This is a genomic window from Stenotrophomonas sp. 80084_Sma, assembly GCF_056481995.1.
Window position 1 is genome coordinate 1,621,181 of sequence record NZ_CM151177.1, and the last position, 25,661, is coordinate 1,646,841.

The following is a 25,661-nucleotide window of genomic DNA, read 5'->3' on the forward strand; positions in this document are numbered from 1 at the left end:
TTCCGGTAGGTGCCAACCTTGGTTGGCACACGGTGCGCCGACCAGGTTTGGCGATTACCGGACTGCTGGCCGTGCAGGCGTGGCCGAGGGAGACCACCGCGCCAACCACGCATCCACGCTCAGCCTGCCGGCGCCGGTGAAGATCAGCGGCAGCAACATGGCCATGAACAGCACCGGCAGCTTGAAGTTGCCGAAGCCCTGGTCAGTGATCGCGTAGCCCATGGCCAGGTCGGCCAGCGAGTTCCATCCCATCGGCCAATGCACCGCATAAGTGGCCACTACGGTCAGCACCAGCAGACTGGCGGCGGCAAACCGGGTGCCGAAGCCAACCAGCAGGCAGGCCGCGCCAATCAGCTCGAACCAGGTGGCAAGCTGCCAGTTCAGTGCGGCCGGCAGCTGGTCGAACGGGAACGGGAAAGCGTCCTGCAGGTCGGCGAACCAGTTCTGGCCGCGCAGCTTTTCGCGGCCGGATTCGAAGTATTCCCAGGCCAGCAGCAGGCGCAGGCCAAGCGGCGCCAACCAGGGGGCGAGACGGTCCAGCTGGCTGCGCGCGGCGGCCAGGGTCGGAAGGTTCATCGGTGGTTCTCCGGGGGGAAGGGGCGTCAGCCAGGGACTGTGAGCGGGCCGATCACGCCGGCCTGCAGGAACTGCTGCAGCAGTGCAGCACCGGGTTCGGCCAGCGCCTCCTCAGCCAGGCCGTGCGCGGCGGCCAATTGCCGCAGATAAGCATGTCCATCGAGGCCGGGTTGTTCGCCGATGCTGGACAGCAGGTATACCGCCAGCGGGCTGAGTGCGGCGAAGCGCACTTCGCCGTCAGCCTCACGGCGCACCAGCAGGCCGGTCGGCTCGGTGGGCGGCTGCATTGGTGCATCCTCGGCGCCGAGCCGGTGCACCGGCCACTGGTACAGCAGCGGCCACGCCAGCGGCGAGCGTTGCAGTGGCACCCGCAGCGGATCGATCTCACCCCGCACCGGCAGCGGCTCGGCAGGAAGCTGGTACAGCGCGGTTTCCACCCACTCGTAGTGGGCCAGCTCGGCCAACGCCGGGTGCGGCAGCTGCGGCTGTGCCTGCAGCCACTGCACGAATTCGGCGGCCAGTTCGGTGAACAGCGGCGTCTGGCAGCGATGGGTGGCGAAGTAGTGGCGCACCAGGTCGCTCCAGGCCGGTTCGCCGAGCAGGCGCACGCAGACCGGGAAGCCGTTGCTCAACAGGCCGAGCAGGTTGTTGAACAGCAGCCGCTGGTACACCGCGACCCGGCGTGGTTCCAGCCCGGCGGGTGCGGCCACCGCCTGCGGATCGCGCAGGTGTGCGGTGAACGCATGCTGCTGTGCGCGCAGAGTGTGGGAGGTATCAGCCATGGGCGATACCGGTATGGCGGGACTGCAGGCGGCGGATGGTCTGCAGTTCGCCCTGCAGCTCGGCGTACGGGGGGAAGTTGAAATCGCGTTCGAGCAGGGTGGGGCGTGGGCCGATGCGCGCGTAGGTACGCGCCAGCAGCTCCCAGACCGGGTCGATCACCGCGCTGCCATGGGTGTCGATCTTCAGGTCCGGTGCCTCGTCCAGGTGCCCGGCCACGTGCAGGCAGACGATGCGCTCTGCGGGCAGCCCGGCAATGAAGCTGTCGGCATCGTAGCCGTGGTTGCAGGCGTTGACGTAGACATTGTTGACGTCGAGCAACAGGTCGCAGTCGGCTTCGGCGAGCACGGCATTGGTGAAGGCCAGTTCGTCCATCGCCGGCTCCGGCGCCAGGTAGTAGGACACGTTCTCCACCGCGATGCGGCGACCCAGCAGGTCCTGCACGTGGGTGATGCGTGCGGCGGTATGGCGCACGGCTTCGTCGGTGAACGGAATCGGCAGCAGGTCGTACAGGTGGCCGTCGTCGCTGCAGTAGCTCAGGTGCTCGCTGTACAGCGGCACGCGGTGCTTTTCCAGGAACTGGCCGACCTGTTCCAGCAGCTGCGTATCCAGTGGCGCGCTGCCGCCCAGCGACAACGACAGGCCGTGGCAGCTCAACGGATGGCGCTGCGCCAGTTCGGCCAGTGCATCCCCGGCGGGACCACCGACATGGATCCAGTTCTCCGGCGCGCATTCGAGGAAATCGAAGTCGCCTGCCGGGGCGTCACGCAGGTCCTGTAGCAGCGCCCGGCGCAGGCCCAACCCGGCGGCCGCCGCACGAAGCGGCGACCGCGGGTGGACGAGGCTGGCGCGGACGTCAGTGCTTGCCACCGCACTTGCCTTCGCCGCACTTGCCTTCAGCCGACTTCTTGTCGCCTGTCTTGGCAGCGGCTGCACCAGCAGCCTTGCCCTTGTCGGCACCGCACTTGCCTTCGCCACACTTGCCTTCGGCAGCCTTGCCCTTGTCACCGCCGCACTTGCCTTCAGCGGTCTTGCCGTCGGCGCCGCACTTGCCTTCGGCGTGCTTGGTATCGGCAGCCTTTGCCGCCTGGCCAGCCACCAGGTAGCCCTGGGCCAGGTCGCTCATGCTCAGGGCCGAGGCACTGGCGGTCATGCCCAGGCCGGCGGCCAGGGCCGTAGCGGTCAGCAGGGACAGGGTCTTGTTGGAACTGCTCATCGGTCTTACTCCTAGGTGGTGGGCAGGCGCCCGGGGTGAATCGATGGTGCAGCGATCCTACTCAACGAATCCTCGCCAAGAACTCAAATTTTCGTGAGATTTGTTACAGAGCGGGAGACCGGTGGCCGGAACGCCCACAACAAAAGGGCCGCTGTCACCAGGACAGCGGCCACCTTGGAGTCAACTCCGGTGTTGCAGTGCAGCGTCAGGGCTGGCCGGTGCTGGAGGTTTCATCGCGTTTTTCACGCGGCGGCAGCGGCTGCTCGCCATGCACCAGGAACCACACGTTCTCGGCGATGTTGGTGGCGTGGTCGCCCACGCGCTCCAGGTTCTTCGCCATGAACAGCAGATGCGTGCAGGGGGTGATGTTGCGCGGGTCTTCCATCATGTAGGTCAGCAGCTCGCGGAACAGCGCGGTGTACTGCGCGTCCAGTCGGGCGTCGTCCTCGCGCAGCGCCAGCGCAGCGTCGGCATCGTTGTCGCGGTAGGCGGCAATGGCGCGGCGCACCTGCTGCGCGGCCAGGCGACCCAGCGCCCGCAGGCCCTGGATCTGTGGCAGCGGCGGCACTTTGCCCAGCGCGATCGAACGCTTGGCAACGTTGGCCGCATAGTCGCCGATGCGCTCGATGTCGGCCGGGATGCGCAGGCCGGCCAGGATCTCGCGCAGGTCGCGCGCCATCGGCCCACGCAGCGCCAGGCGCATCACGTCATGGCTGATCTGCTGCTCCAGCGCATCGATCGCTTCGTCGTTGGCGATGATGCGATGGGCGGCGTTCTCGTCGCGCTTCTCGATCACGTCCATCGCCGCTTCGAGCTGAGCGACGGCCATCTCGCCCATGCGCACGATTTCGGCCACCAGCCGCTGCTGTTCTTCGTCGTAGCTCTTGACGATGTGGTCGTTGGGAAGATTCATGGTCTGCAATCCGGGTAGAGCCAGGCCATGCCTGGCTGGCGTGATTTGTAGAGTCGAGCCATGCTCGACTGACATTGTCTGTCTGTCGACTGACGTTTCAGCCGAAGCGACCGGTGATGTAATCCTCGGTCTGCCGCTGCGACGGCTGCGAGAAGATCACTTCGGTGCGGTCGTGCTCGATCAGGTCGCCCAGGTACATGAAGGCGGTGTAGTCGGACACGCGCGCGGCCTGCTGCATGTTGTGGGTGACGATGACGATGGTGTACTCGTGCTTGAGCTCTTCCACCAGCTGCTCGATGCGGCTGGTCGAGATCGGATCCAGCGCCGAGGTCGGCTCGTCCAGCAGCAGCACCGACGGGCGCAGGGCCACCGCACGGGCGATGCACAGGCGCTGCTGCTGGCCACCGGACAGGCCCAGTGCGCTCTGCCCCAGCTTGTCCTTCACTTCGTCCCACAGTGCGCCCTGGCGCAGTGCCTGCTCGACGCGGTCGGCCATGTCGGCCTTGCTCAGCTTCTCGTGGTGGCGGATGCCGTAGGCCACGTTCTCGAAGATGGTCATCGGGAACGGCACCGGCTTCTGGAACACCATGCCGACCTTGCTGCGCAGGCGGTTCATCGGGTACTTCGGCGACAGGATGTTCTCGCCGTCCAGCAGCACTTCACCACGCGCCTCCAGCTTCGGGTACAGCGCGTAGATGCGGTTGAAGATGCGCAGCAGGGTCGACTTGCCGCAGCCGGAGGGACCGATCAGCGCGGTCACGCGCTTTTCCGGGATCTCCAGGTTGATGCCCTTCAGGGCATGGAACTTGTCGTAGTAGAAGTCCAGTCCACGCGCAGCCAGCTTCACCGGCGACGGCGTGTGCAGGCTCTCGTGCGAGGACGGCACGGCGATGCGCTGCATCGGCACGGCGTTGGAAAGGTCGTTCATGGCGTTATCCACGGAAAGGTCAGTCATGGGAGATACGGTTGCGCAGCAGGATGCCGCGGGCGGCAAGGCTGACCAGCAACACGAAGACAGTCAGCACCAGGGCACCGGCCCAGGCCAGCACCTGCCAGGATTCATACGGGCTGCCGGCGAACTGGTTCATCACCACCGGCACCGAGGCCATCGGCTGGAAGATGTTGTTGTTCCAGTACTGGTTGCCGAAGGCAGTGAACAGCAGCGGTGCGGTCTCGCCGGAGATGCGGGCCAGCGCCAGCAGGATGCCGGTGATGATGCCGGCCGACGCACTGCGGTACAGCACCTGCACGATCACCTTCCACTGCGGGATACCCAGCGACAGGGCTGCCTCACGCATCTGCGAGGGCACCAGGCGCAGCATCTCGTCGGTGGTGCGCACCACCACCGGCAGCACGATGAAGGCCAGCGACAGGGCACCGGCGAACGCCGAGAAGTTGCCGCCGGTCTGCATCACGTACAGCGTGTAGACGAACAGGCCAAGCACGATGGATGGGGCCGACAGCAGGATGTCGTTGACGAAGCGGACCACGGTGCCGGCCTTGCGGGCGTTGCCGTACTCGGCCAGCCAGGTGCCGGCCAGCACGCCCAGCGGGGTGCCGATGCCGATCGCCAGCGCACACATCACCGCACTGCCGAAGAAGGCGTTGGCGAGACCGCCTTCCTGCATCGGCGGCGGCGTCATCTTGGTGAACAGATCCCAGTTGATGCCGGCCAGGCCCTTGGAGGCCAGGGTGAACAGGATCCAGCCCAGGAAGAACAGGCCGAACAGGGCGGTGGCGCAGGAGGCGGTGATCGCAACGACGTTGCCGATGCGACGGCGCAGGTACAGCGAATCAGCGGTGGTGGACATCAGTTGCCCTCCTTGCGGGACAGGCGCATCAGCATCAGGCGGGCGATGGCCAGCACCACGAAGGTGACGATGAAGAGGACGAAGCCGAGCAGCAGCAGGGCCGAGCGGTAGGTTTCAGTGGCTTCGCCGAAATCGTTGGCGATCAGCGCGGCGATGGTGGTGCCCGGTTCCAGCAGCGACGGTGACAGACGCACGCTGTTGCCGATCACGAAGGCCACTGCCATCGTCTCGCCGAGGGCGCGGCCGAGGCCGAGGAAGATGCCGCCGATCACTGCCGAGCGGGTGTAGGGCAGGACGATGTCCCAGCTCACTTCCCACTTGGTGGAGCCCAGCGCGTAGGCCGATTCCTTCAGGCGGGTCGGCACGGTCAGGAACACTTCGCGCATCACCGAGGAGATGAACGGAATGACCATGATGGCCAGCACGAAACCGGCGGTGAGCATGCCGATGCCCAGCGGCGGACCCTGGAACATCGGGCCGATGATCGGCCATTCGCCCAGCGTCTCGTTGAGGAACGGGGTGACGTACTCGGTCATCACCGGCACCAGCACGAACAGGCCCCACATGCCGTAGATGATCGAGGGAATGCCGGCCAGCAGTTCGATGGCGGTACCGACCGGGCCACGCAGCCAGCGCGGCGCGACTTCGGTGAGGAAGAAGGCGATGCCGAAGCTGACCGGCACGGCGATGACCATCGCGATGAGTGCGGTGACCAGGGTGCCGTAGATCGGGGCGAGGGCGCCGAACTTGTTTTCGACCGGATTCCAGTCGGCGGAGAAGAAGAAGCTCAGGCCCTGCATCTGCAGGGCATGGCGGCCGCCCCACAGCATCGACAGCGCGGCGCAGGCCAGCGCGATCAGGACGAAGATGACGGTGCCGACCAGCACCCATCGGAACAGTTTGTCGTTGCGGGCATCACGCGCATCACGCGTGGACGGGGCGGCTACAGGCTGGGCGATGGCATTCATGGGGACGGCAGGGCCAGGAAGGGGCGGGGCGGCACGGCGTGGAAGAAGCGGTGCCCGCGCGGGGCGGGCACCGTCGTGTCCATCACTTCAGGTCGGTCGCCCAGTAGGCCTCGATCTGCTTGACCAGTTCGGCCGGCAGCGGCACGTAGTGCAGCTCGTTGGCCTGGGCCTGGCCGTTCTCGAAGGCCCACTTGAAGAAGGCCAGGGTGTCCTGGTTGCGCTTGGCGTCCTTCGGCTGCTTCTGCATCAGCATGAAGTTGGTGGCGGTGATCGGCCACGCCTGCTCGCCCGGGGCGTTGGTGATGACCAGGTTGAAGTCCTTGGCGCTGGCCCAGTCGGCGCTGGCAGCCGCAGCGGCGAAGGTTTCCGCGCTCGGTTCGACCCAGTTGCCGGCCGCATTCTGCATGGCGGTGTACGGCATGCCGTTCTGCAGCGCGTAGGCCAATTCGACGTAGCCGATCGAGCCCTTGATCTGCTTCACGTAGGAAGCGACGCCTTCATTGCCCTTGCCACCGACGCCGTCCGGCCACTGCACCGAGGTGCCTTCGCCGACCTTGCTCTTCCACTCCGGGCTGACCTTGGACAGGTAGTTGGAGAAGTTGAAGGTGGTGCCCGAACCATCCGAACGGTGGACCAGGGTGATCTTGCCGTCCGGCAGCTTCACGCCCGGGTTGGCGGCGACGATGGCCGGGTCGTTCCAGGTCTTGACCTTGCCCAGGAAGATGTCGGCCAGCAGGGCGCCGCTCAGGCGCAGCTTGCCGGTTTCCAGGCCTTCGATGTTGACCACCGGCACCACGCCGCCGATGGCGGACGGGAACTGGGCCAGGCCGGCCTGGGCCAGCTCTTCGCTGCTCAGCGGCTTGTCGGAGGAACCGAAGTCGACGGTGCCGGCCTTGATCTGGGCGATACCGCCACCGGAGCCGATCGACTGGTAGTTGATCTTGGCACCGGTGCTGGCGTTGTAGTCAGCCGACCACTTGGAGACCAGCGGGAAGATGAAGGACGCGCCCGCGCCGGACACTTCGGCGGTCACCTTGGCACCGGCAGCGGCCGGGGCGGCGGCACCGTCGGCAGCCGGCTGCTGCGCGGCCTGCTTGTCGCCACCGCAGGCCGACAGGCCCAGGGCGATGGCCAGGGAAAGGGCGGCAAGGCCGGCCGAGTGCAGTTTCATGGTCACTCCATAGCGGGGAAGAGCCGACGTCGTCGGCGGATGCGGCTATGAAATGATGTTTTTGTTACAGCCGTATTACGACCATGACAGGGGTGTCCTGGATCACGTTCTGGCAAGGGTTTCACGGGGTTGGCCACGGTCCGGGAGACCCCCGGAGACCCCGGATCTGCGCACCGATATGACGGCCGGGGCTCTACAAACGCTCTTGCCTTTGCTCCTGCCTTTCATGACCCCACCGCGCCCCCGATGAACTGTCCAGAGTCGGCGCAGGGCCCAGCCCGGGACCGTTCGCGCCATGGATGGCGCGATCGAGCCCCCATGGACGGGTTTACGGCGTGTCCCGGGCTGGGCCCTGCGTCGGCTCCGGCCAGTAGATTGGAAGCGCAGCGCTCTTCACGTCCAACCCCCAAAAACAAGAAGAGCGCGAGATCTCGAGGATCTCGCGCCCGGGGTGGGATCGGTGGGGGAGAGAGGACCCGCCGATCCCGTTCCTGCGGGGGAACGCGCTTGCTTACTTCAGGTTCTGCGACCAGTAGGTCTCGATCTGGCGGACCAGGCTGTCCGGCAGCGGCACGTAGTCCAGCTGGCGGGCCTGGGCATCGCCGCTCTTGTAGACCCAGCGGAAGAACTCCTGGGTGGCCTTGCCGTTGGCAGGGTTCTTCGGCTTCTTGTGCACCAGGATGAAGTTGGTGGCGGTGATCGGCCAGGACTCGGCGCCCGGGGCATTGGTCATCACCAGGTAGAAGTCCTTGGCGCTGGCCCAGTCGGCGCTGGCAGCAGCGGCGGCGAACGAGGCGTCGCTCGGCTGCACGAAGCGGCCGGCGGCATTCTTCATCGCGGTGTACGACAGCTTGTTCTGCAGCGCGTAGGACAGTTCGACGTAGCCGATGCCGCCCTTGATCTGCTTCACGTAAGCGGCAACGCCTTCGTTGCCCTTGCCACCGATGCCGGCCGGCCACTGGACCGAGGTGCCTTCACCGACCGAGCTCTTCCACTCCGGGCTGACCTTGGACAGGTAGTTGACGAAGTTGAAGGTGGTGCCCGAGCCATCCGAACGGTGCACGACGGTGATCTTGGCGCTCGGCAGGGTCACGCCCGGGTTCAGTGCGGCGATGGCCGGGTCGTTCCAGGTCTTGATCTTGCCCAGGAAGATGTTGGCCAGCACGGTGCCGTCCAGCTTCAGCGCGCCCGGGGCGATGCCGGCAACGTTGACCACCGGCACCACGCCGCCGATCACCGACGGGAACTGGGCCAGGCCCGCAGCAGCCAGTTCTTCCGGCTTCAGCGGAGCATCGGAGGAGCCGAAATCAACGGTCTTGGCCTTGATCTGGGCGATACCACCGCCGGAACCGATCGACTGGTAGTTGACCTTGTTGCTGGTGGCGGCGTTGTAGTCGGCCGACCACTTCGACATCACCGGGTAGATGAACGAGGCGCCCGCGCCGGTGATTTCAGCGGCGTTGGCGGCGAACACGGACGACGCTGCGAAGACGGCAACGGCAACGCGCGACTTGAAGGCGTGGATCACGGGGTGGCTCCTGGGTTGATTGGGATGCGGGGTTACCCGCCCGGCGCACATTCCATAACGGTTCGATGACAGCGCAGGGACCGTTGTATGACGCAACCGTTACAGCGCTGCCCGGCGCCCGCACAGCCAGGGGCGTGAAGGTTCTGAGTGCTGCGGGCAACGTGATGACCATGCGCCGGAGACGGCCGTGGCCCGGTTGCGATCACGTTCTATATGTCGCTGATGGACTGCCCGGTGTGGTCGTCAATGCCATCCCGGCCTGGCATTCCGCAGTGATGCCGCGTCATCCACACGAAACCACCAATGCAGTTGAGCGCTGCGCGGCGGTCGGCCCGGGCCGGGACGCTGATACGTGACGCCATATGCCGCAAGGGATCGACAAGCATGTGGCGGCAAATGAGTCGTACGCATGACCGCACGAAGAAATCTGTGGTTGGTGCTCAGGTTGTCATTCGGCTGTCATGGTTTTAACGGAATGTTCGCAAAACGCTTGACCGGCCAGCCGGCGTGGCGTTCTGCCCAAGCCATTCCAACCCTCTGGAGAAATCCAAAATGCGTTCCCATTTGCTCGCCGCCGCGGTCGTTGCAAGCCTCGGTCTGGTTTCCGCCGACGCCTTCGCAGCTCCCGCCAGCACGGGCGTATCCCAGGCACAGCTGCAGCAGCTGCAGGCGCAGATCGCTGCCCTGCAGGCCCAGGTCCAGCAGTTGCAGAACGATTCGCAGGCGCTGCAGGCACAATCTGACGCGCAGTCCGAAGTGAACATCACCCAGGCCCAGGCTCTGGAAGGTGCGCAGAAGACCCAGACCAGCGTCGACAAGCTGGCCAAGCTGGTCAATGACAACAAGATCGGCGGTCGCATGTTCTTCGACCTGACCAACATCGACAAGACCAGCAACGGCAAGGACACCGCCGCCAGCGGCACCGGTCTGGACGTCAAGCGCTTCTACCTGACCGTCGACCACAAGTTCAACGACATCTGGTCGGCCAACCTGACCACCGACTTCCAGTACAGCTCGGCCATCGGCAACACCGAACTGTTCGTCAAGAAGGCCTACGTGCAGGGTAGCTTCGACCCGGCCTTCAATCTGCGCGTCGGTGCCGCCGACATGCCGTGGATTCCGTACGTCGAGAAGTTCTACGGCATGCGTTATGTCGAGAACACCCTGACCGATCGCCTGAAGTACGGCAACTCGTCCGACTGGGGTCTGCATGGCTTCGGCAACCTGGGCAACAACTTCAACTACGCGGTCTCGGTCGTGTCCGGCGCCGGTTACAAGAACCCGACCCGCAGCAAGGGCATGGACGTGGAAGGCCGCGCGGCCTATACCCCGAACGAGAACTTCGTGGTTGCCGTCGGTGGCTACAGTGGCAAGCTGGGCAAGGAAACCGACATCCAGAGCGCCGAGAACACCTACACCCGCGCCAACGCGATGGTGGCCTACGCCAGCAGCGACTTCCGCGTCGGTGGCGAGTACTTCCAGGCCAAGAACCTCAACAACGTGATGACCGTTGCCACCGACAAGACCAGCGGCTGGTCGGTGTGGGGCAGCGTGCGCGTCACCGACGGCGGCATCAACGTGTTCGGTCGTTACGATGACACCGACGTCAGCAAGACGCTGGACCCGACCCTGAGCGACAAGTACTGGAACGTCGGCGTCGAGTTCCCGGTCATGAAGAACCTCAAGCTGTCGACCGTGTACAAGTACACGCACCTGGCCAACGCCAGCGACAAGAAGAACGACAAGACCAAGGAGTTCGGCGTCTGGGGCGACCTGTCGTTCTGATGTCCTGAAGCACTCTTGTCTACAAGCAAAGACGGCGGGCCCTGTGCCCGCCGTCCTTGTTTTGTCACACCACGAACGCGTTCACGCCTCGGCCGTGGTCTTTTCCTTGAACCGGCACAGGTCGGCGATCACGCAGCCCGGGCAATCCGGCTTGCGCGCCTTGCACACATAACGTCCGTGCAGGATCAGCCAGTGATGCGCGTCGAGCAGGAACTCGGCCGGAATCACCTTCACCAGTTTGTCTTCCACTTCGCGCACGTTCTTGCCCGGGGCCAGGCCGGTGCGGTTGGAGACGCGGAAGATATGCGTGTCCACCGCCATCACCGGCTCACCGAACGCAGTGTTGAGCACCACGTTGGCGGTCTTGCGGCCCACGCCCGGCAGCGCTTCCAGTTCATCGCGATCGCGCGGCACTTCACCGCCGTGCTTCTCCAGCAGGATCGCGCAGGTGGCGATCACGTTCTTCGCCTTGGCGTTGAACAGACCGATGGTGGCGATGTACTGCTTCAGCCCGTCCTCGCCAAGCGCGAGGATCTTTGCCGGGGTATTGGCCACCGGGAACAGGCGGCGCGTGGCCTTGTTGACGCCCACGTCGGTGGCCTGCGCCGACAGCGCGACCGCCACCAGCAGTTCGAACGGTGAGCTGTACTCCAGTTCGGTCTTCGGGTGCGGATTGAGTTCGCGCAGGCGGGTGAACATCTCCACCACGTCGGCGCGCGGCATGCTGCCACCGCGTCGCGCCGGCGCGCGCGGGGTCTTCTTCGCAGCGGCCATTACTGCTCCTTGCCGGTGGCGCGGGCCTTGGCCCGGGCGAGAATCGCGGCGGCGGCCGGGGGCAGGGCGGGCTTCACGTCCGGCGCCGGGGCTGGCGTGCGTCGCGCATCGCGTTCGGCCTCGCGGCGCGCCAGGCGCACGGCACGGGCACGGTAGCGTTCGCGTGCGGCCCAGGCAGCGTGCAGCTGCTGCTGGGCCTGCTGCAGGCGTCGTGGAAGGTCCGGGTGGCCGGGCAGCAGCTGTTCGTCGCCGGCACGGGCAACGTAGTCCATGAGACCGGCCTGCAGGGCGCCATCGAGATCGTCTGCCTGGACCCGGGCGAACAGCTGCGCGGGGTTGGGTCGGGATGCCATGGCGTCAGCGGTTCTGGAAGGCCGGCGGGCGGCGCTGCAGGAAGGCGCTGGTGCCTTCGCGCATGTCTTCGGTGGCGAACAGCAGGCCGAACTGCGCGCTTTCGTACTCCAGCCCAGCCTCCAGGCTGCATTCGCCACCCACGTGTACCGCGTCGAGCAGGCCACGCAGGGCCAGCGGGGCCGAGCGTGCCAGCTGGCGCGCGATGTCCTGTACACGGTTGTCCAGCGCATCGGCGGGCACCACCTCGTTGACGATGCCCAGTTCCAGCGCACGCGCGGCGTTGATCGGTGCACCCAGCAGGCACAGCTCCAGGGTGGCGGCGCGGCCGCACAGGCGCAGCAGGCGCTGGCTGCCGCCGAAGCCGGGAATCAGGCCGAGATTGATCTCCGGCTGCCCGACCTTGGCCGTATCGGCAGCGATGCGCAGGTGGCAGGCCATGGCCAGCTCCAGCCCGCCGCCCAGGGCGAAGCCGTTCACGCGTGCGATCACCGGCTTGGGCATGCGCTCGATCTGGCGCATCAGGGCCTGGCCGAGCAGGGAGAAATCACGTCCCTGAACCGCACTGAGTGTGTTCATCTCGGCGATGTCGGCCCCGGCCACGAAAGCCTTCGGACCGGCACCGGTCAGCACCACCACGCGCACGTCCGGGTCGGCGGCGGCAGCGCTGAACGCCTCGGTCAGCGCCTGCAGGGTCGCGGCATTCAAGGCGTTGAGCTTGTCCGGGCGCTGGACGGTCACGGTGCGGATGGCGCCGTCGTCGGCGACAGCGATCAGGGCATCGGCCACGGGGAAACTCCTGAAACGTTAAAAAAAAGTGAGATTGAACTCCGCCAACGCAGACGGGTCTTAGCCTGCATCGTGAGTAGCGGTTACACGTTGTGCCCGTTATCCTAACCCGTCGCCTCAGGGCGGCGCAGAACGTCCCTGAGTTACCACCCCTGGAGAACTGTTTGATGAAGTTGCGTTCTATCGCGGTCGCCGTCGCGGCCCTGGCCCTGACGGGCAATGCCTTCGCCCAGGACGTCTCGTCCGAAAAGGGCAAGCTGAGCTACTACTTCGGTTACGACTACGGCAACAACCTGGCGGAGCTGACCGGTCGTGGTGAGCAGCTGGACATCAACTCGGTGGTGAAGGGTCTGCAGGACGCCTACGCCAAGAAGCAGCCGGCGATCACCGCCGACCAGCTGAAGCCGGCCGTTGAAGCGTTCCAGAAGCGCGAGCAGGGCCGTGCCCAGGCTGCCAAGGCCGAGTACGAAAAGGCTGCTGCCGAAAACAAGACCAAGAGCGATCAGTTCATCGCGGCGAACAAGGCCAAGGCCGGCGTGCAGTCCCTGCCGAGCGGCGTCCAGTACCGCGTGATCGAAGCCGGCAAGGGCGCCAAGCCGACCCAGGCCAGCACCGTGCAGCTGGAAGTGGCCGGTCCGTTCCCGTACGGCCAGCGCCCGACCGAAGCCCGCCCGGCCCAGCAGATTCCGTCGATCAAGGTCAGCGAAGTCGAAATGAAGGCCATGCGCGAGACCCTGCTGCAGATGCCGGCTGGCTCGAAGTGGGAAGTCACCCTGCCGCCGGACCAGGCCTACGGTGCCGACCCGCGCACCCCGTTCCCGCCGAACGTGGCTGTGCAGTTCGAGATCAAGCTGGTCAGCGTCAAGTAAATCGAAGCGGTAAACGAAACGCGCCGGTGATCCCACCGGCGCGTTTTTGTTTGCGCGGAGCGCGACGCTGCCGTGCACTGCATATTGACCCCGCGCAAATTCAGCCCGATCGCGCTACTGTTGCCGGGTGCAAACAATGGAAAAAACGGCGCGTGTTGTCGCAAGTCCCTGCATCGGAGTGTGCACGCTGGATCCGCACCGGCAATGCACCGGCTGCGGGCGGCATATCGATGAGATCGCGCGGTGGTCGTCGATGAGCAACGAGGAACGCAGCCGCATCCTGCATCGCGTGCAACCTCTGCGTGAACAGCTGCAGCAATCACTGCGCGGCTCGCTGGCTGATCACGAGCGCCTGATGCGCGCGCTGCATCCACTGGCCGAGCCGCCGGCCGGCGACGGCTGGAACCGCAGTGAACTGATCGATCTGCTGCCGCCCGGGCCCCCGGTGGAAGCCGCCGTACTGGCCGGCATCGTGCCACGCGCCAACGGCGCACAGGTCATTCTCACCCGTCGCACCGAAACCCTGCGTACCCATGGTGGCCAGGTCGGTTTCCCCGGTGGCCGCACCGAACCCGATGACCGCGATGCGTTGGCCGCTGCACTGCGCGAGAGCCAGGAGGAAATCGCATTGGCGCCCGGCCAGGTGCAGGCGCTGGGCTATCTCGATCCCTTCGTGACGATCACCGGCTACCGGGTCACGCCGGTGGTGGCCGTGGTCGATCCGGATTTCGTGCCGGTGCCACAGCCCAGTGAAGTGGCCGAAGTGTTTGAAGTGCCGCTCGATTACCTGATGGCAGCCGACAACCTGCACCAGGTCGAAATCAATCATCGCGGCCGCGTCCGCCACGTCCTCGAATATGGCTGGCCCGGCCAGCGCATCTGGGGCGCCACCGCCGCCATCCTCTACAACCTGCGTCGCCGACTGGAGCAAGTGCAATGAAGCCGATCGATCCGCCGTGGACCACCCTGGTCGATGTCACCACCCTGGCCGCAGTGTTGGGCGAAGGTGTGCGTGTGGTCGACGCACGTGCCACCGCCAGTACCGCCGTACGCGTGGTCGATGCACGTTCCTCGCTGGCCGATCCGCAGGCGGGTAACGGCCAGTATCTGGCGGGGCATGTTCCGGGCGCGGTGTATGCCGACCTCAATCGGGACCTGTCGGATCTGACCCGCAGCGGCCACGGCCGTCACCCGCTGCCGGACAGCGATGCCTTCGCCGCGAAGCTCGGCCAGTGGGGCATCGGTCCCGACACCCAGGTGGTGGTCTACGACGGCAGCGATGGCAGCATGGCCGCCTCGCGCCTGTGGTGGCTGCTGCGCCTGATCGGGCACAGCAAGGTGGCCGTGCTTGATGGTGGTATCGCCGCATGGCAGGGCGCAGGGCATCCCTTGGCGACGGGGCAGGATGAGGTGACCGCGCTGCCGGCTTACCCAGGCCGTTTCGACACCACTCAGATCGCCAATGCCGAGGAAATCAGCGCACGCCTGAAGCACGCGCCGGGCTGGTTGGTCGACGCACGCGCAGGCGAGCGCTTCCGCGGCGAAGTGGAGCCGCTGGACCCGGTCGCCGGCCACGTGCCGGGCGCGGTCAACCGTCCGTTTGCGTTGAACGTCGCCGACGGCCGCCTGCGTGATGCACAGGAACTGCGCGCCGAACTGCAGGGCGTGATCGGCAACCGTGATCCGCAGCAAGTGGTGCTGATGTGCGGCTCCGGCGTGACCGCCTGCCACCTGTTGCTGGCGATGGAAGCGGCCGGTCTGTCCGGCGCACGCATCTACGCCGATTCCTGGAGCGGCTGGGTCAGCGACAGCAGCCGCCCGGTGGCGACCGGCGCCTGAGGCGCGCGGGGGCGGATCCGTTTTCCAACGGAAAACGGCTCTGACCCCCCTCGTGCCCGATTCGCACGCAAAGAGCAGTCGAGCGTGGCTCGACTCTACAAAGGCACCCTCCGATCGATTCGATCCCGTGCCGACCAACGGTCGGCACCCACCAACAGCAGCGGGAATCTGTCGAAGGCGGGGTGGGTCCGGTTGCGGGGGCGTGAGCGCCATGGATGGCGCGACCGAGCTTACATGGGTGAGGGCGCTCTGCTTGCGAAGCACTGCTTCGCAAGCGCCCGAACGCCCAGCCGCCAGCGGCTGGGCCGGGCCCCGGAGGGGGACTTGCAGCGCCCCCCGCAACCGGACCTACCTCGCCTCCCCTCAGGAAGTCAGCTTCTGCTGTTGCTCTGGCTTAGGCTTCTGCAGGTGCAGGGCGCAGCCCTGCAAACCCTCACCCAACCGGCTGCAACGGCACCTTCGCCAGGATCCGCGCCCACGGGAACAACGGCCCCGGATCACGCTTGCGTGCCACCGTCAGCGTCGCATCGTCGCTGGCCGGCACCTGGTCCAGGTCCAGCTGGTCATGCCCGGCAATCCGCCGCAGCGACGGATAGTGCGCCACCAGCGCCTGCAGCAGGCCTTCCAGCGCCTGCAGCTGTGCCTCGGTGTAGGGCTCGTCCATCGCCTGTTGGCGGCTGTCGAACCAGTGCGGGTAGCGCCCGGTGTTGACCAGCTCGATGCCCAGCGTATGCGCGTTCATGCCGCGCACGTGATGCGCCACGCGCTCCGGCGCCACGTACTGCACCACGCTGCCATCGCGGTCGATGTAGAAGTGGCCGCTGTTGCCGGCACCGCTGTCGTACAGCACACGCTCACCGTACTCGCGGGCCATCGCCAGGTCGGGCAGCTCGGTGCAGTGGATCACCACCATCTCCAGCGTGGCCGGGTCGCGCAGTGGCAGACGGTCTTCGTAGGGCAGGGGCTGCAGTTGCAGGCCGGGCAGGAGCGGGTTGGGCATCCGGCGATGCTAGCATTGCGGCATGAACCTGCCTTCCCTTTCCTCGTTGGCCCGCGCCCACGGAGCACGCGCATGAGCCGCGGCCACTGCATCCTGTCCCATGGCTTCGAGAGCGGCCCGGAGGCGACCAAGGTCACCGCGCTGGCCGACGTGGCGCAGCGCCTGGGCTGGACTCATGAGCGCCCGGACTATACAGACCTGGACGCGATGAGCGAGGTCAGCCGCGTAGGTGACGTGCCGACCCGCCTGCGCCGCCTGGTTGAACGCACCGCCATCGCCGCCCGGCAGGGTCCGGTGGTGCTGGCCGGTTCCAGCCTGGGCGCCTACATCTCCGCCATCGCCTCGTTGCAGGTCCCGGTCGCCGGCCTGTTCCTGATGGTGCCGCCGACCACGATGGGCCCGATGCCGGCGCTGGACGCCGCCGCCGTGCCGACCACCGTGGTCCAGGCCTGGCATGACGACGTGGTGCCGGCCGCTGGAGTGATCGCCTGGGCCCAGGCGCGCTCCGCGCAGCTGCTGCTGGTCGACGACGGCCACCGCCTGGAGCACCACGTGGAGGCCTCCGCGCAGGCCTTCGAGCGCCTGCTGCGGCAACTGTGAAGCCCGGGCGCACGGCGCGCCCGCCCGCATTGACTACAATGGCAGCCCCGCCGCCCCCGGCGCGGGCTTGCCGGCCGTGCCTACGGCCCTCCTTTCCGACTGGCCCGGCCCCAGTGCCGCGCCCGACCACCTGCGAACCGATCCTGTGAAATTCTTCGTCTCCTGCGCCAAGGGCCTGGAATACCTGCTTGCCGATGAACTGTCGGCCCTGGGCCTTGGCAAGGCCACTGCCACCATTGCCGGCGTCAACGCCGAGGGCGAACTGGAGCAGGCGCTGCGGATCGTGATGTGGTCACGCCTGGCCAGTCGCGTGCTGTGGCCGATCGACGAATTCGAGTGCCCGGACGAGCAGGCCCTGTATGACGGCGTGCGTGCGCTGCCGTGGCACGAGCACCTCAAGCCGGAGATGACCCTGGCGGTGGACGCGCACGTGTCGGGCGACAAGATCACCCATGCCCGCTTTGCCGCGCAGCGGATCAAGGACGCCATCGTCGACCGCATGCGTGATGAAGGTCTGGAGCGCCCGTCGGTCAACACCGACCTGCCGGATGTGCGCGTCAACCTGTCACTGCGCAAAGGCCGTGCCTCGCTGTCGATCGACCTCGGCGGCGGCCCGTTGCATCGCCGTGGCTGGCGCGGCGCCGCTCACGAGGCACCGCTGAAGGAAAATCTGGCCGCCGCGCTGCTGCTGCGCGCGCAGTGGCCGCGGCTGCACGCCGCCGGTGGCGGCCTGCTGGACCCGATGTGCGGCAGCGGCACGCTGCTGATCGAGGGCGCGCTGATGGCCGCCGACGTCGCGCCCGGCCTGATGCGCCACGGCAGCCTGCCGCCGAGCCGCTGGCTGGGCTTCGACAAGGCGACCTGGAAGAGCATCCAGAGCGAGGCGCGTGACCGCGAAGCGGCTGGCCTGGCCGCGCTGAAGCCGGTCATCCACGGCAGCGACATCGACCCGACCGCGATCCAGGCGGCACGCGAGAATGCCGAGGTCGCGGGCGTCGCCCACGCGATCCGCTTCACCCGCGCCGATGTGGCCGACCTGGCCGCGCCGGAGCAGGAGATCGGTGCGGTGGTCTGCAACCCGCCGTATGACGAACGCCTGGCCGCCGACCCGGCGCTGTACCGCGCACTGGGCAATGCCCTGCAGAAGGCGGTGCCGCAGTGGCGCGCCAGCCTGCTGTGCGGCAACGACGAACTGGCCTTTGCCACCGGCCTGCGTGCGGGCAAGAAGTACCAGATGTTCAACGGTGCGCTGGAATGCGCGCTGATCGTCTGCGACCCGATCGCCGTGCCGGGCCGTGACCCGGCGCAGCCGCGCGAGCTGAGCGAAGGTGCGCAGATGGTGGCCAACCGCCTGCGCAAGAACCTGAAGAAGTTCAAGAGCTGGCGTGCCCGCGAGGACATCACCTGCTTCCGCGCCTACGACGCCGACCTGCCGGAATACGCGGCGGCCATCGATGTCTACGAGGAAGACGGTGGCAAGCGCCGTACCTTCCTGCACGTGCAGGAATACGCCGCACCGGCGGCGATTCCGGAGAACGACGTGCGCCGCCGCCGCAACGAACTGCTGGCCGCCGCGCGTGAAGTGTTCGGCGTGCCGCCGGAGCAGGTTTCGATGAAGTCGCGCGAGCGCGGCAAGGGCGGCAGCAAGTACGGCCGCTTCGAGCAGCGCGACGAATTCATCGTAGTGCGCGAGAACAACGCGCTGCTGCAGGTGAACCTGTTCGACTACCTCGATACCGGCCTGTTCCTCGACCACCGCCCGCTGCGCCGGATGATGGCCGAGCAGGTGCGTGGCAAGCGTTTCCTCAACCTGTTCTGCTACACCGGTGTGGCCAGCGTGCAGGCCGCGGTGGCCGGTGCGGCCAGCACTACCAGCGTCGACCTGTCGGCCACTTACCTGCAGTGGTGCTACGACAACCTGGCGTTGAACGGGCAGGGCGGCAACCAGCACCTGCTGGTGCAGGCCGATGCGATGGCGTGGTTGGAAGGCGACCGTGGCCAGTACGACGTGATCTTCTGCGATCCGCCGACGTTCTCCAACTCCGCACGTGCCGACGACTTCGACGTGCAGCGCGAGCAGTTGAAGCTGCTGCGCGCGGCGGTTGCGCGGCTGGCACCGGGCGGCGTGCTGTACTTCTCCAACAACTTCCGCCGCTTCAAGCTGGAAGAGAACGCCATCGCCGAATTTGCCCAGTGCCGCGAGATCACCGCACGCACCATCGGCCCGGATTTCGAGCGCAACGCGCGCATCCACCGCGCGTGGGAACTGAAGCGGTTGGGGTAAGTCCGGTAATGCCGGCCGCTGGCCGGCAACGGTGTCAGATCCGCAGAGGGTTCATGGGATGCCGGCCAGCGGCCGGCACTCCCCATATCTGGCCGGTACATCCACGCCATGCGTGGAGGGCTGTTCAGTAGATCCACGCCATGCGTGGATGGCGGTTACAGCAACGCCACCAGCAGCCCGGCCACGGGCAGCGCGATCGCCAGCGGCGCGATCCATTTCGGCCGGTACGGGTACAACCCGAACGACAGCACCACGCCGCCCACGGTCATCACGCCCAGCCACAGCACCGGGCCCATCGCCCAGCCGTGGTCGACCACGCACAGTGCGAACGCTATCGTCAGCAGGGCCCAACCCAGCACCCGCCACTGGGTGCGCCGTGCCGGGGTGGCTGCAGCCTTGCCGTGCAGGTCGTGCTGGTGCTTCTCCATCGCCAGCGACAGCGCGGTGAACGCAGAGAACGACAGGGTCAACGCGAGCAGCATCATGCGCTGGCCTCCGCTTCGGCGGTTTCTGCAGCGTCCACCGGGGCCTTGGGCGCCGCCGCCGCCGCTGCACGCTTCTTCTTCTCGGCCGCGCTCAGCGGTGGTGTCCAGCGCTGCATGCGCCAGCCGCACAGCGCCAGCATCGCGCCGAACGCGATCATCGACAGATCAAAGCCAGCCAGCACCCAGTCCCCGTTGCGCAGGGTGTTGCCCAGATGCGCATGCGTGGTCAGCGCATTGACCACCGGCACCAGCGCGAACGCGGCTGCGCCCAGGTACAGCTGCCAGGCCCACATCATCCGCTTCGGCCAGATGAAGGCGGCCAGCAGTGCCGCGCCCCAGGCGTAGAAGAACACGTTGGCCTCGGCGCTGGAGCGTTCGGCGATGTCCAGCGGCAGCAGGCGGTTGCCCCAGAAGTACGCTGCAAAGGCGATCGGCAGGCCGGCCACGGTACCGATGTTCAACGCATCGACCAGGCGCAAGCCGAAGCCTGTGCGGCCACTCTTGGCGTGCTTGGGCCGTTCCTTCACCGCCCACAGCACCACGCCGCTGGCCACCATCAGGCAGCCGACCAGGCCGGACAGGAAGAACAGTGCGCGCAGGCCCCAGTCGGCGAAGCGCGCCAGGTGCAGGCCGTACAGCACGCCGCGGGTGGCGGTGGCGCCACCGGAAGGCGGTGTTTCTTCCAGCAGCGTGCCGTTGACCATGTCGTAGCGCACGGCCGGGGTGTCGGTGGACAGGCGCTTGCCGTCGCGCTGGCGGATGTCGATCACCGCATTGGCCGCGCCCGGGTTGGACACGGTGAAGCCGGCCACTTCCACGCCGTGCCAGTGTGCACGCGCGCTGTCCAGCAGCTGCGCGATCGGCAGCGGGGTGGCGCGGCCTTCGGCAGGTGCAGTCACCTCCGGCATGCCACCGAAGGCCTCGCTGTAGAAGGCATCCTCGTCCTGCGGGTAGGCCACCTTCACGCCCCACGGCAGGTACATGATCATCAGGGTGACGATGCCGGTGTAGGTGATCATCGCGTGGTAGGGCAGGGCCATCACCGCGCTGACGTTGTGGAAATCGAGCCAGGACCGCAGGCCCTTGTCCTTGCGGAAGGTGAAGAAGTCCTTGAAGATTTTCTTGTGGGTGATGACGCCGGTGATGATTGCCACCAGCATGAACATCGCACAGAAGCCGACCAGATAGCGCGCCCACAGCACCGGGATGTAGTGCAGGTCGAAATGCAGGCGGTAGAAGAAATCACCGCCGCGAGTCTCGCGGGCCTTCAGTGCCTGCCCGGTGTTCGGGTCCAGTGTTGCGTCGCCGAAGCCCCCTCGACGGCCACGGCTGGGGTCGGCCAGCTCCGGCGGCAGCCGCCAGAACATCTGCATGGCGGGGTTGCGCGGTTGTGGCAGGGTGACGAACCAGTTCTCGGCCTGCGCGGCGTTGGCCTGCAGGTAGTCCACGGCACGCTGCGCGGCCACATCGATGCTGACGTTGCTGGAGGGCAGTTCCGGGCGCATCCAGCGGCTGATTTCCTCGCGGTAGTAGCTGGCCGTGCCGGCCATGAAAATCAGCAACAGCAGCCAGCCGACCAGCAGGCCGGTCCAGGTGTGCAGCCAGGCCATCGACTGGCGGAATCCGTTCTTCATGCCCAGGCCCCCAGCATGCGCGCGATGACTGCCATCAGCAGGGTGGGGGCGAGGATGCCGACCCACGCACGCAGCGCACTGCGGGTGGCGAACGCCCACAGCGCCGCGCAGGCGGCCACCAGAATGGCCAGCAGCATGCCGGTCAGCACGGTCTGGCCACGTGCGCCGGGCAGCGCCACCGCGCAGAATACGCTGGTCACAGAAGCCAGCGTGTAGCCGCCGAAGATCGCCGCCAGCGAGCGTGACAGCACGCCCCAGCGCGGGTTGGAGAAGAAGGTGCGGGGGCTGGCGGTTGCGGGCGAGCGGTCCACGGCGTTCCTGCAGGTTTCAGTGAAAAGGAACCGGCGCACCGCAGCGCGCCGGGGTTGGCCATCCGTGGCCGGGCACCGGTCGCAGAACCGGTGCCATCCATCGAGGGTCAGAGCTTCCAGCGCAGTGTCATCGTCACATTGCGCGGTTCGCCCCAGAACACGCCGTCATAGAAACCGACGCGGTTGTAATACTTCTTGTCCAGCAGGTTGTTCACGTTTACCTGCGCGGTGAAGTTCTCGTTGAAGCGATAGCCCGCCGACAGGTTGAGCAGGTAGATGTCGCCCTGTTCGATTGCCACGCGGTCGCGCTTGCCGCTGGTCAGGAAATCCGCACGCGGCTTGTTGCTCAGGCTCCAGATTCCGCTCTGCCAGGTGGCGCCACCGCCCAGCCAGAAGCGGCCTTCAGCACCGCCCGGTCGCCAGCTGGCGTTGAGGCGGAACAGATCGACCGGGACGACGGTGTTCTGGCGCACGCCCTGCGCATTGCGGCTGACGGTGTGGGTGAAGCCGGCCGCCAGGTTCCAGTTCTCACCAAGGCTGCCTTGTGCTTCGATCTCCCAGCCCTTGACCTTGTTGCCCTTGCCGGTGGAGCGGTAGGCACTGACCCCACCCGGCAGCGAGTTTTCCGGCACCGAGTCATCAAGCTCGGCAACGTTGTCCTTCTGGCCCTTGAACACGGCCGCGGAAGCATTCAGCAGACCGTCGAAGAACTCGGCCTTGACGCCGGCCTCCCACATGTCACCGACCACCGGTTCGAGGTAGTTGTTGTCCCGGTCACGGTAGTTCTGCGGCTGGAAGATGTCGGTGTAGCTGACGTAGCCGCTGAAGTAGCGGTTGAAGTCGTAGATGAAGCCGGCATACGGAGTGAGCGAGTCGTCCGGCTTGTAGCCGCCGCGACGCGTATCGGTCAGGCGACCGGCGGCGTCATGGGTGTAGTTCCAGGTACGCGTTTCCCAGCTGCCGTATCGCGCGCCAAGCACCGCGGTCAACGGATCGGCCAGCTGCAGGCGCGTCGCCAGATAGGCCGCGCGCTGGCGCAGTTCGTCTTCAGAAGCCAGATAGCCCAGGCGCGTAACCTGCAGCGGCGCGACGTCTCCGTTCCAGCGGTGCCAATCGGGTACACGGGTGTAGCTGTCCGGGTAGGCAGCGGTGTCGGTGGCAGGCACGTCACCCTTGCGCACCGATTGGCCGAAACCGAGCACCAGCTCGTGTTCCCGGCCGAACAGCCGGAACGGACCGCCAACGTTGAAGTCGAACACCTGCATGTCGCCGTTCTCGCCGAAGCTGCCGACGAAGGCGCTGATGCCGCTGCCATCGGCATTCGGGTAGCCGGAGGCCCCATACCACACCGCACCGTCGGTTTCGCGCTTGGAGCGGGTATAGGCGGCCTTCGCGGTCCAGCCGTTGCCCAACTGCTGCTCAAGGCGTGCGAATGCGCTCTTTTCGATGATCGGCCAACTGCTCCAGCGGGCGGACAGGTTGGTCGAGCGCGGCAGGTTGGCGGGCTGGCCATCGGACCCCCAGTACGGCACCACGCCCCAGGTCACGCCCGTGGTGCGCGGCGACTGGTATTCGTAGCCGGCCTCGAGCAGGGTCGTGTCGGTGATGTCGGCCTGGACGATGCCGTAGAACACGTCCTTGTCCAGTTTGTAGACATCGCGGAACGAGTCACTCTGTTGTTTGGCCGCCACCACGCGCGCGCGGATGCGGCCGTCGAGCGCAACCGGGCCACCGAGGTCGGCCTCCAGGCGCTGGTTGCCCCAACGCCCGAGGGTCAGGTTGGCGCTCATCTGGAAGCTGTCGGTAGGACGCTTGCGCACGAAGTTGATGGTGCCCGAGGGATCGCCGGCACCGGTGGTCAGGCCGGTTGCGCCGCGCACCACTTCGATGCGGTCATAGATCACGCTGTCGGTGTTGGTCTTGATGTACCCACCGAAGGTGTTGAGCATCCCATCGACCTGGAAATTGGTGATGTTGTAGCCGCGCGAGACGTAGTTGATGCGCTCACTGTCGGTAACCGATACCGCCACGCCGGTGACCTGGCCCATCACATCGGACAGCGAGAACAGGCCCATGTCGTCCAGGCGCTGGCGGGTGACCACGGTCATCGACTGCGGTGTCTGGCGCAGCGACAGGCCGAGCTTGGTGGCCGTGCTGGCACGCTTGACCGTATAGCTGTCGACGATATCGCCGTCAGCGGTGACCTGGACCGTATCCAGCGTGCGCGCGGAAGGATCGGCAGTGCCGTCGGCATGGGCCAGCGGGGCGATCATCAGTGCGGTCACGGCCAGGGCCAGCAGAGTGGGATGAGGGTGGTTCAACGGCATTGCCATCGGTGCGATTCCATGCAGGACGAAACAGGCGATGGAATGCGCAGACACAGCAGCCATGCGCTTCGCGCACGTCGCCCAGCGAGTCCCATCGACGGTGCGCCACCCGCTTGGTGCGGGCGACCCGTTAGTCGGGGGATGTACACGGGCGAAGGGGCGGGTAGGTGCGTGCTTCCGTGCCCCGCTTGGCTAAGCGTACAACCGATCGGCAAATGATAGGCATTCGCATTTCGTTAATCAAGCGTGACGAATTCCGTCTCCACGCAGAGCGTGGATCGACTGCCGGATGGGGTCCTAGAACCTGAACACCAACGTCGCGGCGTGCAGCAGCAGGCCGATCAGGCCGCCCACCAGGGTGCCGTTGAAGCGGATGAACTGCAGGTCGCGGCCCACGCTCAGTTCCAGCTGTTCGACCAGATGCCGTTCGTCCCAGCTCTTCACGGTCTGCGCGATATGCATGGTCACGCCTTCGCGCAGGCGGCCGGTGAGGCGCTGGGCGCCCTCCAGAAGATGCTGGTTCAGCGCGTCGCGCAGGGCCGGGTCGGCCTGCAGGCTGCTGCCCAGTGACGCGAGGCTGCGCTGCAGGTGCCCGACTAGCGCCGAATCCTCACGCTGCAGGTCGGCACGCAGGCTGGCATGGATGCGCGCCCACAGCCCCTGCACGTACTCCTGCAGGGCGGGGTGATCGATCATTTCCTGTTTGAGCTGTTCGATGCGCTCGGCCAGGGCCGGGTCCTCGCGCAGGCGCTGCACGTAGTTCTGCAGCCAGCTCTCGTAGTCCTGGCGCAGCGGATGCTGCGGCTCGGCCAGCACCTGCTGCAGTTCTTCCAGCACCGCCCGCGCCAGTCGCTCGGCCAGGCTGTCGCCGATCTCGTCGATCGGCTTGACCCAGTTCACCGTGCTCGACAGCGTCGGCCACTCGCGCTGGATGTAACGCACGATCAGCTGCGAGGCGCGCTCCTTCACTTCCGGCTGCTCCAGCCAGCGTCCCAAGCGCTGCAGGCCCTCGTCCAGCACGCGCTGGTGGCGCCCATCGGCGGTCAGCAGGGCCAGCAGCTCACCGGCGGTGGCGGCGGCATTCCACTGCCGCAGCTGCTGCACCACGAAGGCGTGCAGCTGCCGACGCACCGCGGTTTCGTCGAAGAAGTCCAGTGCCTGCAGGGCCCAGCCGCGGGCCATGTCGGCCAGCATCCGCGAACGTGCAGGGTCGGCCAGCCAACTGCCGAGACGGCTGGCCGGGTCGAATACCTGCAGCTTTGCCAAGAGGACCTGTGGTTCAAGGAACTGGTCGCGCACGAACAGGGCCAGGCTGTCGCCGATGCGTTCCTTGCTGCGTGGGATGATTGCCGTATGCGGGATCGGCAGGCCCATCGGCCGCCGGAACAGCGCGACGACCGCGAACCAGTCGGCCAGTGCGCCTACGGCCGCTGCTTCGCAGAAGGCCGAGACCCAGGCCCAGATGCCGCGCTCGCCCTGCCAGTGGCTGACCGCGAAACCGGCGAGCATCAACAGCAGCAGGCCCAGCGCGAGGGCTTTCAGGCGCCGCAGCTGTGCGCGGCGCGGATCGTTGGCAGACGTCATGCCGGAAGTCTAACCGGCAGGGCATGAGCATCTGGTAGTGCCGGCCGCTGGCCGGCATGCGCAACG

The 25,661-nt window shown here is 66.6% G+C and carries 25 protein-coding genes; 6 read left to right on the forward strand and 19 right to left on the reverse strand.

Going from position 1 to position 25,661, the window contains the following annotated elements; all coding sequences use genetic code 11:
* Positions 1-54: 54 nt before the first annotated feature.
* The 10 genes from ACZK3W_RS07560 to pstS (ACZK3W_RS07605) form a co-directional block, all read right to left on the reverse strand.
* On the reverse strand, positions 55-576 hold the full coding sequence (locus ACZK3W_RS07560; protein WP_478450618.1) for an HvfX family Cu-binding RiPP maturation protein: 522 nt from the start codon (positions 574-576) through the stop codon (positions 55-57).
* 26 nt (positions 577-602) lie between these two features.
* Positions 603-1,358 carry an HvfC family RiPP maturation protein gene (locus ACZK3W_RS07565; protein ID WP_032127952.1) on the reverse strand — a complete coding sequence of 252 codons (756 nt, stop codon included), beginning with the start codon at positions 1,356-1,358 and terminating at the stop codon, positions 603-605.
* Positions 1,351-2,226 carry an HvfB family MNIO-type RiPP peptide maturase gene (locus ACZK3W_RS07570; protein WP_180855169.1) on the reverse strand — a complete coding sequence of 292 codons (876 nt, stop codon included), beginning with the start codon at positions 2,224-2,226 and terminating at the stop codon, positions 1,351-1,353. Before ACZK3W_RS07570 ends, ACZK3W_RS07565 begins: the two co-directional genes overlap by 8 nt.
* Positions 2,213-2,572: an HvfA family oxazolone/thioamide-modified RiPP metallophore gene (locus ACZK3W_RS07575; RefSeq protein WP_049421602.1), complete on the reverse strand. Its 360-nt coding sequence runs from the start codon at positions 2,570-2,572 to the stop codon at positions 2,213-2,215. Before ACZK3W_RS07575 ends, ACZK3W_RS07570 begins: the two co-directional genes overlap by 14 nt.
* Before the next feature lie 205 nt (positions 2,573-2,777).
* Positions 2,778-3,485: a phosphate signaling complex protein PhoU gene (gene phoU / locus ACZK3W_RS07580; RefSeq protein WP_008265615.1), complete on the reverse strand. Its 708-nt coding sequence runs from the start codon at positions 3,483-3,485 to the stop codon at positions 2,778-2,780.
* A gap of 97 nt (positions 3,486-3,582) precedes the next feature.
* Positions 3,583-4,413, reverse strand: a complete 831-nt coding sequence (gene pstB, locus ACZK3W_RS07585) for a phosphate ABC transporter ATP-binding protein PstB (protein ID WP_005408788.1) — start codon at positions 4,411-4,413, stop codon at positions 3,583-3,585.
* Between the two features lie 19 nt (positions 4,414-4,432).
* Complete coding sequence (gene pstA / locus ACZK3W_RS07590) at positions 4,433-5,296, reverse strand: phosphate ABC transporter permease PstA (RefSeq protein WP_032127902.1); 864 nt, start codon at positions 5,294-5,296, stop codon at positions 4,433-4,435.
* Positions 5,296-6,264 (reverse strand): phosphate ABC transporter permease subunit PstC, encoded by a 969-nt coding sequence (gene pstC, locus ACZK3W_RS07595; protein ID WP_008267250.1) that lies wholly within the window; start codon positions 6,262-6,264, stop codon positions 5,296-5,298. The genes pstA and pstC overlap by 1 nt, the downstream gene beginning before the upstream one ends.
* An 82-nt stretch (positions 6,265-6,346) precedes the next feature.
* A complete protein-coding gene (gene pstS, locus ACZK3W_RS07600) occupies positions 6,347-7,435 on the reverse strand; it encodes a phosphate ABC transporter substrate-binding protein PstS (RefSeq protein WP_049399479.1) in 1,089 nt (362 codons plus the stop codon).
* Positions 7,436-7,946: 511 nt separating this feature from the next.
* Positions 7,947-8,963 (reverse strand): phosphate ABC transporter substrate-binding protein PstS, encoded by a 1,017-nt coding sequence (pstS, locus tag ACZK3W_RS07605; RefSeq protein WP_049463600.1) that lies wholly within the window; start codon positions 8,961-8,963, stop codon positions 7,947-7,949.
* 552 nt (positions 8,964-9,515) lie between these two features.
* On the opposite strand from pstS (ACZK3W_RS07605), the gene ACZK3W_RS07610 reads away from it, so the two are divergent.
* The gene (locus ACZK3W_RS07610; protein ID WP_032127900.1) at positions 9,516-10,748 is read left to right on the forward strand and encodes a porin; all 1,233 of its coding nucleotides are present in this window, start codon (positions 9,516-9,518) and stop codon (positions 10,746-10,748) included.
* A gap of 81 nt (positions 10,749-10,829) precedes the next feature.
* Here the strand turns inward: ACZK3W_RS07610 and nth are convergent, their stop codons facing one another.
* The 3 genes from nth to ACZK3W_RS07625 are packed head-to-tail and all read right to left on the reverse strand — an operon-like array spanning position 10,830 to position 12,662.
* Positions 10,830-11,522: an endonuclease III gene (gene nth, locus ACZK3W_RS07615; protein WP_049463598.1), complete on the reverse strand. Its 693-nt coding sequence runs from the start codon at positions 11,520-11,522 to the stop codon at positions 10,830-10,832.
* A complete protein-coding gene (locus ACZK3W_RS07620; protein WP_049399879.1) occupies positions 11,522-11,875 on the reverse strand; it encodes a hypothetical protein in 354 nt (117 codons plus the stop codon). The genes nth and ACZK3W_RS07620 overlap by 1 nt, the downstream gene beginning before the upstream one ends.
* Before the next feature lie 4 nt (positions 11,876-11,879).
* A complete protein-coding gene (locus ACZK3W_RS07625; protein ID WP_032127897.1) occupies positions 11,880-12,662 on the reverse strand; it encodes an enoyl-CoA hydratase/isomerase family protein in 783 nt (260 codons plus the stop codon).
* Between the two features lie 167 nt (positions 12,663-12,829).
* Between ACZK3W_RS07625 and ACZK3W_RS07630 the strand changes: the two genes are divergently transcribed.
* The 3 genes from ACZK3W_RS07630 to ACZK3W_RS07640 all read left to right on the forward strand — a co-directional run bounded on the left by ACZK3W_RS07630 (position 12,830) and on the right by ACZK3W_RS07640 (position 15,370).
* Positions 12,830-13,531 (forward strand): FKBP-type peptidyl-prolyl cis-trans isomerase N-terminal domain-containing protein, encoded by a 702-nt coding sequence (locus ACZK3W_RS07630; RefSeq protein ID WP_032127896.1) that lies wholly within the window; start codon positions 12,830-12,832, stop codon positions 13,529-13,531.
* Positions 13,532-13,667: 136 nt separating this feature from the next.
* Positions 13,668-14,471: a CoA pyrophosphatase gene (locus ACZK3W_RS07635; RefSeq protein WP_032127895.1), complete on the forward strand. Its 804-nt coding sequence runs from the start codon at positions 13,668-13,670 to the stop codon at positions 14,469-14,471.
* On the forward strand, positions 14,468-15,370 hold the full coding sequence (locus ACZK3W_RS07640) for a sulfurtransferase (protein ID WP_125893471.1): 903 nt from the start codon (positions 14,468-14,470) through the stop codon (positions 15,368-15,370). Before ACZK3W_RS07635 ends, ACZK3W_RS07640 begins: the two co-directional genes overlap by 4 nt.
* 433 nt (positions 15,371-15,803) lie before the next feature.
* On the opposite strand, the gene ACZK3W_RS07645 is transcribed toward ACZK3W_RS07640, so the two are convergent.
* A complete protein-coding gene (locus ACZK3W_RS07645; protein WP_125893473.1) occupies positions 15,804-16,370 on the reverse strand; it encodes an N-acetylmuramoyl-L-alanine amidase in 567 nt (188 codons plus the stop codon).
* 72 nt (positions 16,371-16,442) lie between these two features.
* Here ACZK3W_RS07645 and ACZK3W_RS07650 point away from each other — a divergent pair, with 72 nt between their 5' ends.
* Both ACZK3W_RS07650 and rlmKL read left to right on the forward strand, forming a co-directional pair.
* Positions 16,443-16,970: an alpha/beta hydrolase gene (locus ACZK3W_RS07650; RefSeq protein ID WP_014036558.1), complete on the forward strand. Its 528-nt coding sequence runs from the start codon at positions 16,443-16,445 to the stop codon at positions 16,968-16,970.
* A gap of 145 nt (positions 16,971-17,115) precedes the next feature.
* Positions 17,116-19,254: a bifunctional 23S rRNA (guanine(2069)-N(7))-methyltransferase RlmK/23S rRNA (guanine(2445)-N(2))-methyltransferase RlmL gene (rlmKL, locus tag ACZK3W_RS07655; protein WP_293798848.1), complete on the forward strand. Its 2,139-nt coding sequence runs from the start codon at positions 17,116-17,118 to the stop codon at positions 19,252-19,254.
* A 155-nt stretch (positions 19,255-19,409) separates the two neighbouring features.
* Here the strand turns inward: rlmKL and ACZK3W_RS07660 are convergent, their stop codons facing one another.
* The 5 genes from ACZK3W_RS07660 to ACZK3W_RS07680 form a co-directional block, all read right to left on the reverse strand.
* Positions 19,410-19,739 (reverse strand): DUF3325 domain-containing protein, encoded by a 330-nt coding sequence (locus ACZK3W_RS07660; RefSeq protein ID WP_032127891.1) that lies wholly within the window; start codon positions 19,737-19,739, stop codon positions 19,410-19,412.
* Entirely contained in the window at positions 19,736-21,373 is a 1,638-nt protein-coding gene (locus ACZK3W_RS07665; protein WP_071228416.1) for a PepSY-associated TM helix domain-containing protein, read from the reverse strand. The genes ACZK3W_RS07660 and ACZK3W_RS07665 overlap by 4 nt, the downstream gene beginning before the upstream one ends.
* Positions 21,370-21,684, reverse strand: a complete 315-nt coding sequence (locus ACZK3W_RS07670) for a DUF3649 domain-containing protein (RefSeq protein ID WP_125893479.1) — start codon at positions 21,682-21,684, stop codon at positions 21,370-21,372. Before ACZK3W_RS07670 ends, ACZK3W_RS07665 begins: the two co-directional genes overlap by 4 nt.
* 107 nt (positions 21,685-21,791) lie before the next feature.
* Positions 21,792-24,017: a TonB-dependent siderophore receptor gene (locus ACZK3W_RS07675; protein WP_125893481.1), complete on the reverse strand. Its 2,226-nt coding sequence runs from the start codon at positions 24,015-24,017 to the stop codon at positions 21,792-21,794.
* A 291-nt stretch (positions 24,018-24,308) separates the two neighbouring features.
* Positions 24,309-25,595 carry a DUF445 domain-containing protein gene (locus tag ACZK3W_RS07680; protein ID WP_125893483.1) on the reverse strand — a complete coding sequence of 429 codons (1,287 nt, stop codon included), beginning with the start codon at positions 25,593-25,595 and terminating at the stop codon, positions 24,309-24,311.
* Positions 25,596-25,661 lie beyond the last annotated feature (66 nt).

Coding starts and splice junctions, on each gene's coding strand:
- pstA (WP_032127902.1), bottom strand. CDS start 5,296: ATGTCCACCACCGCTGATTCGCTGTACCTGCGCCGTCGCATCGGCAAC.
- ACZK3W_RS07675 (WP_125893481.1), bottom strand. CDS start 24,017: ATGGCAATGCCGTTGAACCACCCTCATCCCACTCTGCTGGCCCTGGCC.
- ACZK3W_RS07660 (WP_032127891.1), bottom strand. CDS start 19,739: ATGATGCTGCTCGCGTTGACCCTGTCGTTCTCTGCGTTCACCGCGCTG.
- ACZK3W_RS07565 (WP_032127952.1), bottom strand. CDS start 1,358: ATGGCTGATACCTCCCACACTCTGCGCGCACAGCAGCATGCGTTCACC.
- ACZK3W_RS07650 (WP_014036558.1), top strand. CDS start 16,443: ATGAGCCGCGGCCACTGCATCCTGTCCCATGGCTTCGAGAGCGGCCCG.
- ACZK3W_RS07640 (WP_125893471.1), top strand. CDS start 14,468: ATGAAGCCGATCGATCCGCCGTGGACCACCCTGGTCGATGTCACCACC.
- ACZK3W_RS07635 (WP_032127895.1), top strand. CDS start 13,668: ATGGAAAAAACGGCGCGTGTTGTCGCAAGTCCCTGCATCGGAGTGTGC.
- ACZK3W_RS07630 (WP_032127896.1), top strand. CDS start 12,830: ATGAAGTTGCGTTCTATCGCGGTCGCCGTCGCGGCCCTGGCCCTGACG.
- ACZK3W_RS07560 (WP_478450618.1), bottom strand. CDS start 576: ATGAACCTTCCGACCCTGGCCGCCGCGCGCAGCCAGCTGGACCGTCTC.
- phoU (WP_008265615.1), bottom strand. CDS start 3,485: ATGAATCTTCCCAACGACCACATCGTCAAGAGCTACGACGAAGAACAG.
- pstB (WP_005408788.1), bottom strand. CDS start 4,413: ATGAACGACCTTTCCAACGCCGTGCCGATGCAGCGCATCGCCGTGCCG.
- nth (WP_049463598.1), bottom strand. CDS start 11,522: ATGGCCGCTGCGAAGAAGACCCCGCGCGCGCCGGCGCGACGCGGTGGC.
- ACZK3W_RS07645 (WP_125893473.1), bottom strand. CDS start 16,370: ATGCCCAACCCGCTCCTGCCCGGCCTGCAACTGCAGCCCCTGCCCTAC.
- ACZK3W_RS07665 (WP_071228416.1), bottom strand. CDS start 21,373: ATGAAGAACGGATTCCGCCAGTCGATGGCCTGGCTGCACACCTGGACC.
- pstC (WP_008267250.1), bottom strand. CDS start 6,264: ATGAATGCCATCGCCCAGCCTGTAGCCGCCCCGTCCACGCGTGATGCG.
- ACZK3W_RS07620 (WP_049399879.1), bottom strand. CDS start 11,875: ATGGCATCCCGACCCAACCCCGCGCAGCTGTTCGCCCGGGTCCAGGCA.
- ACZK3W_RS07610 (WP_032127900.1), top strand. CDS start 9,516: ATGCGTTCCCATTTGCTCGCCGCCGCGGTCGTTGCAAGCCTCGGTCTG.
- ACZK3W_RS07680 (WP_125893483.1), bottom strand. CDS start 25,595: ATGACGTCTGCCAACGATCCGCGCCGCGCACAGCTGCGGCGCCTGAAA.
- pstS (WP_049399479.1), bottom strand. CDS start 7,435: ATGAAACTGCACTCGGCCGGCCTTGCCGCCCTTTCCCTGGCCATCGCC.
- ACZK3W_RS07575 (WP_049421602.1), bottom strand. CDS start 2,572: ATGAGCAGTTCCAACAAGACCCTGTCCCTGCTGACCGCTACGGCCCTG.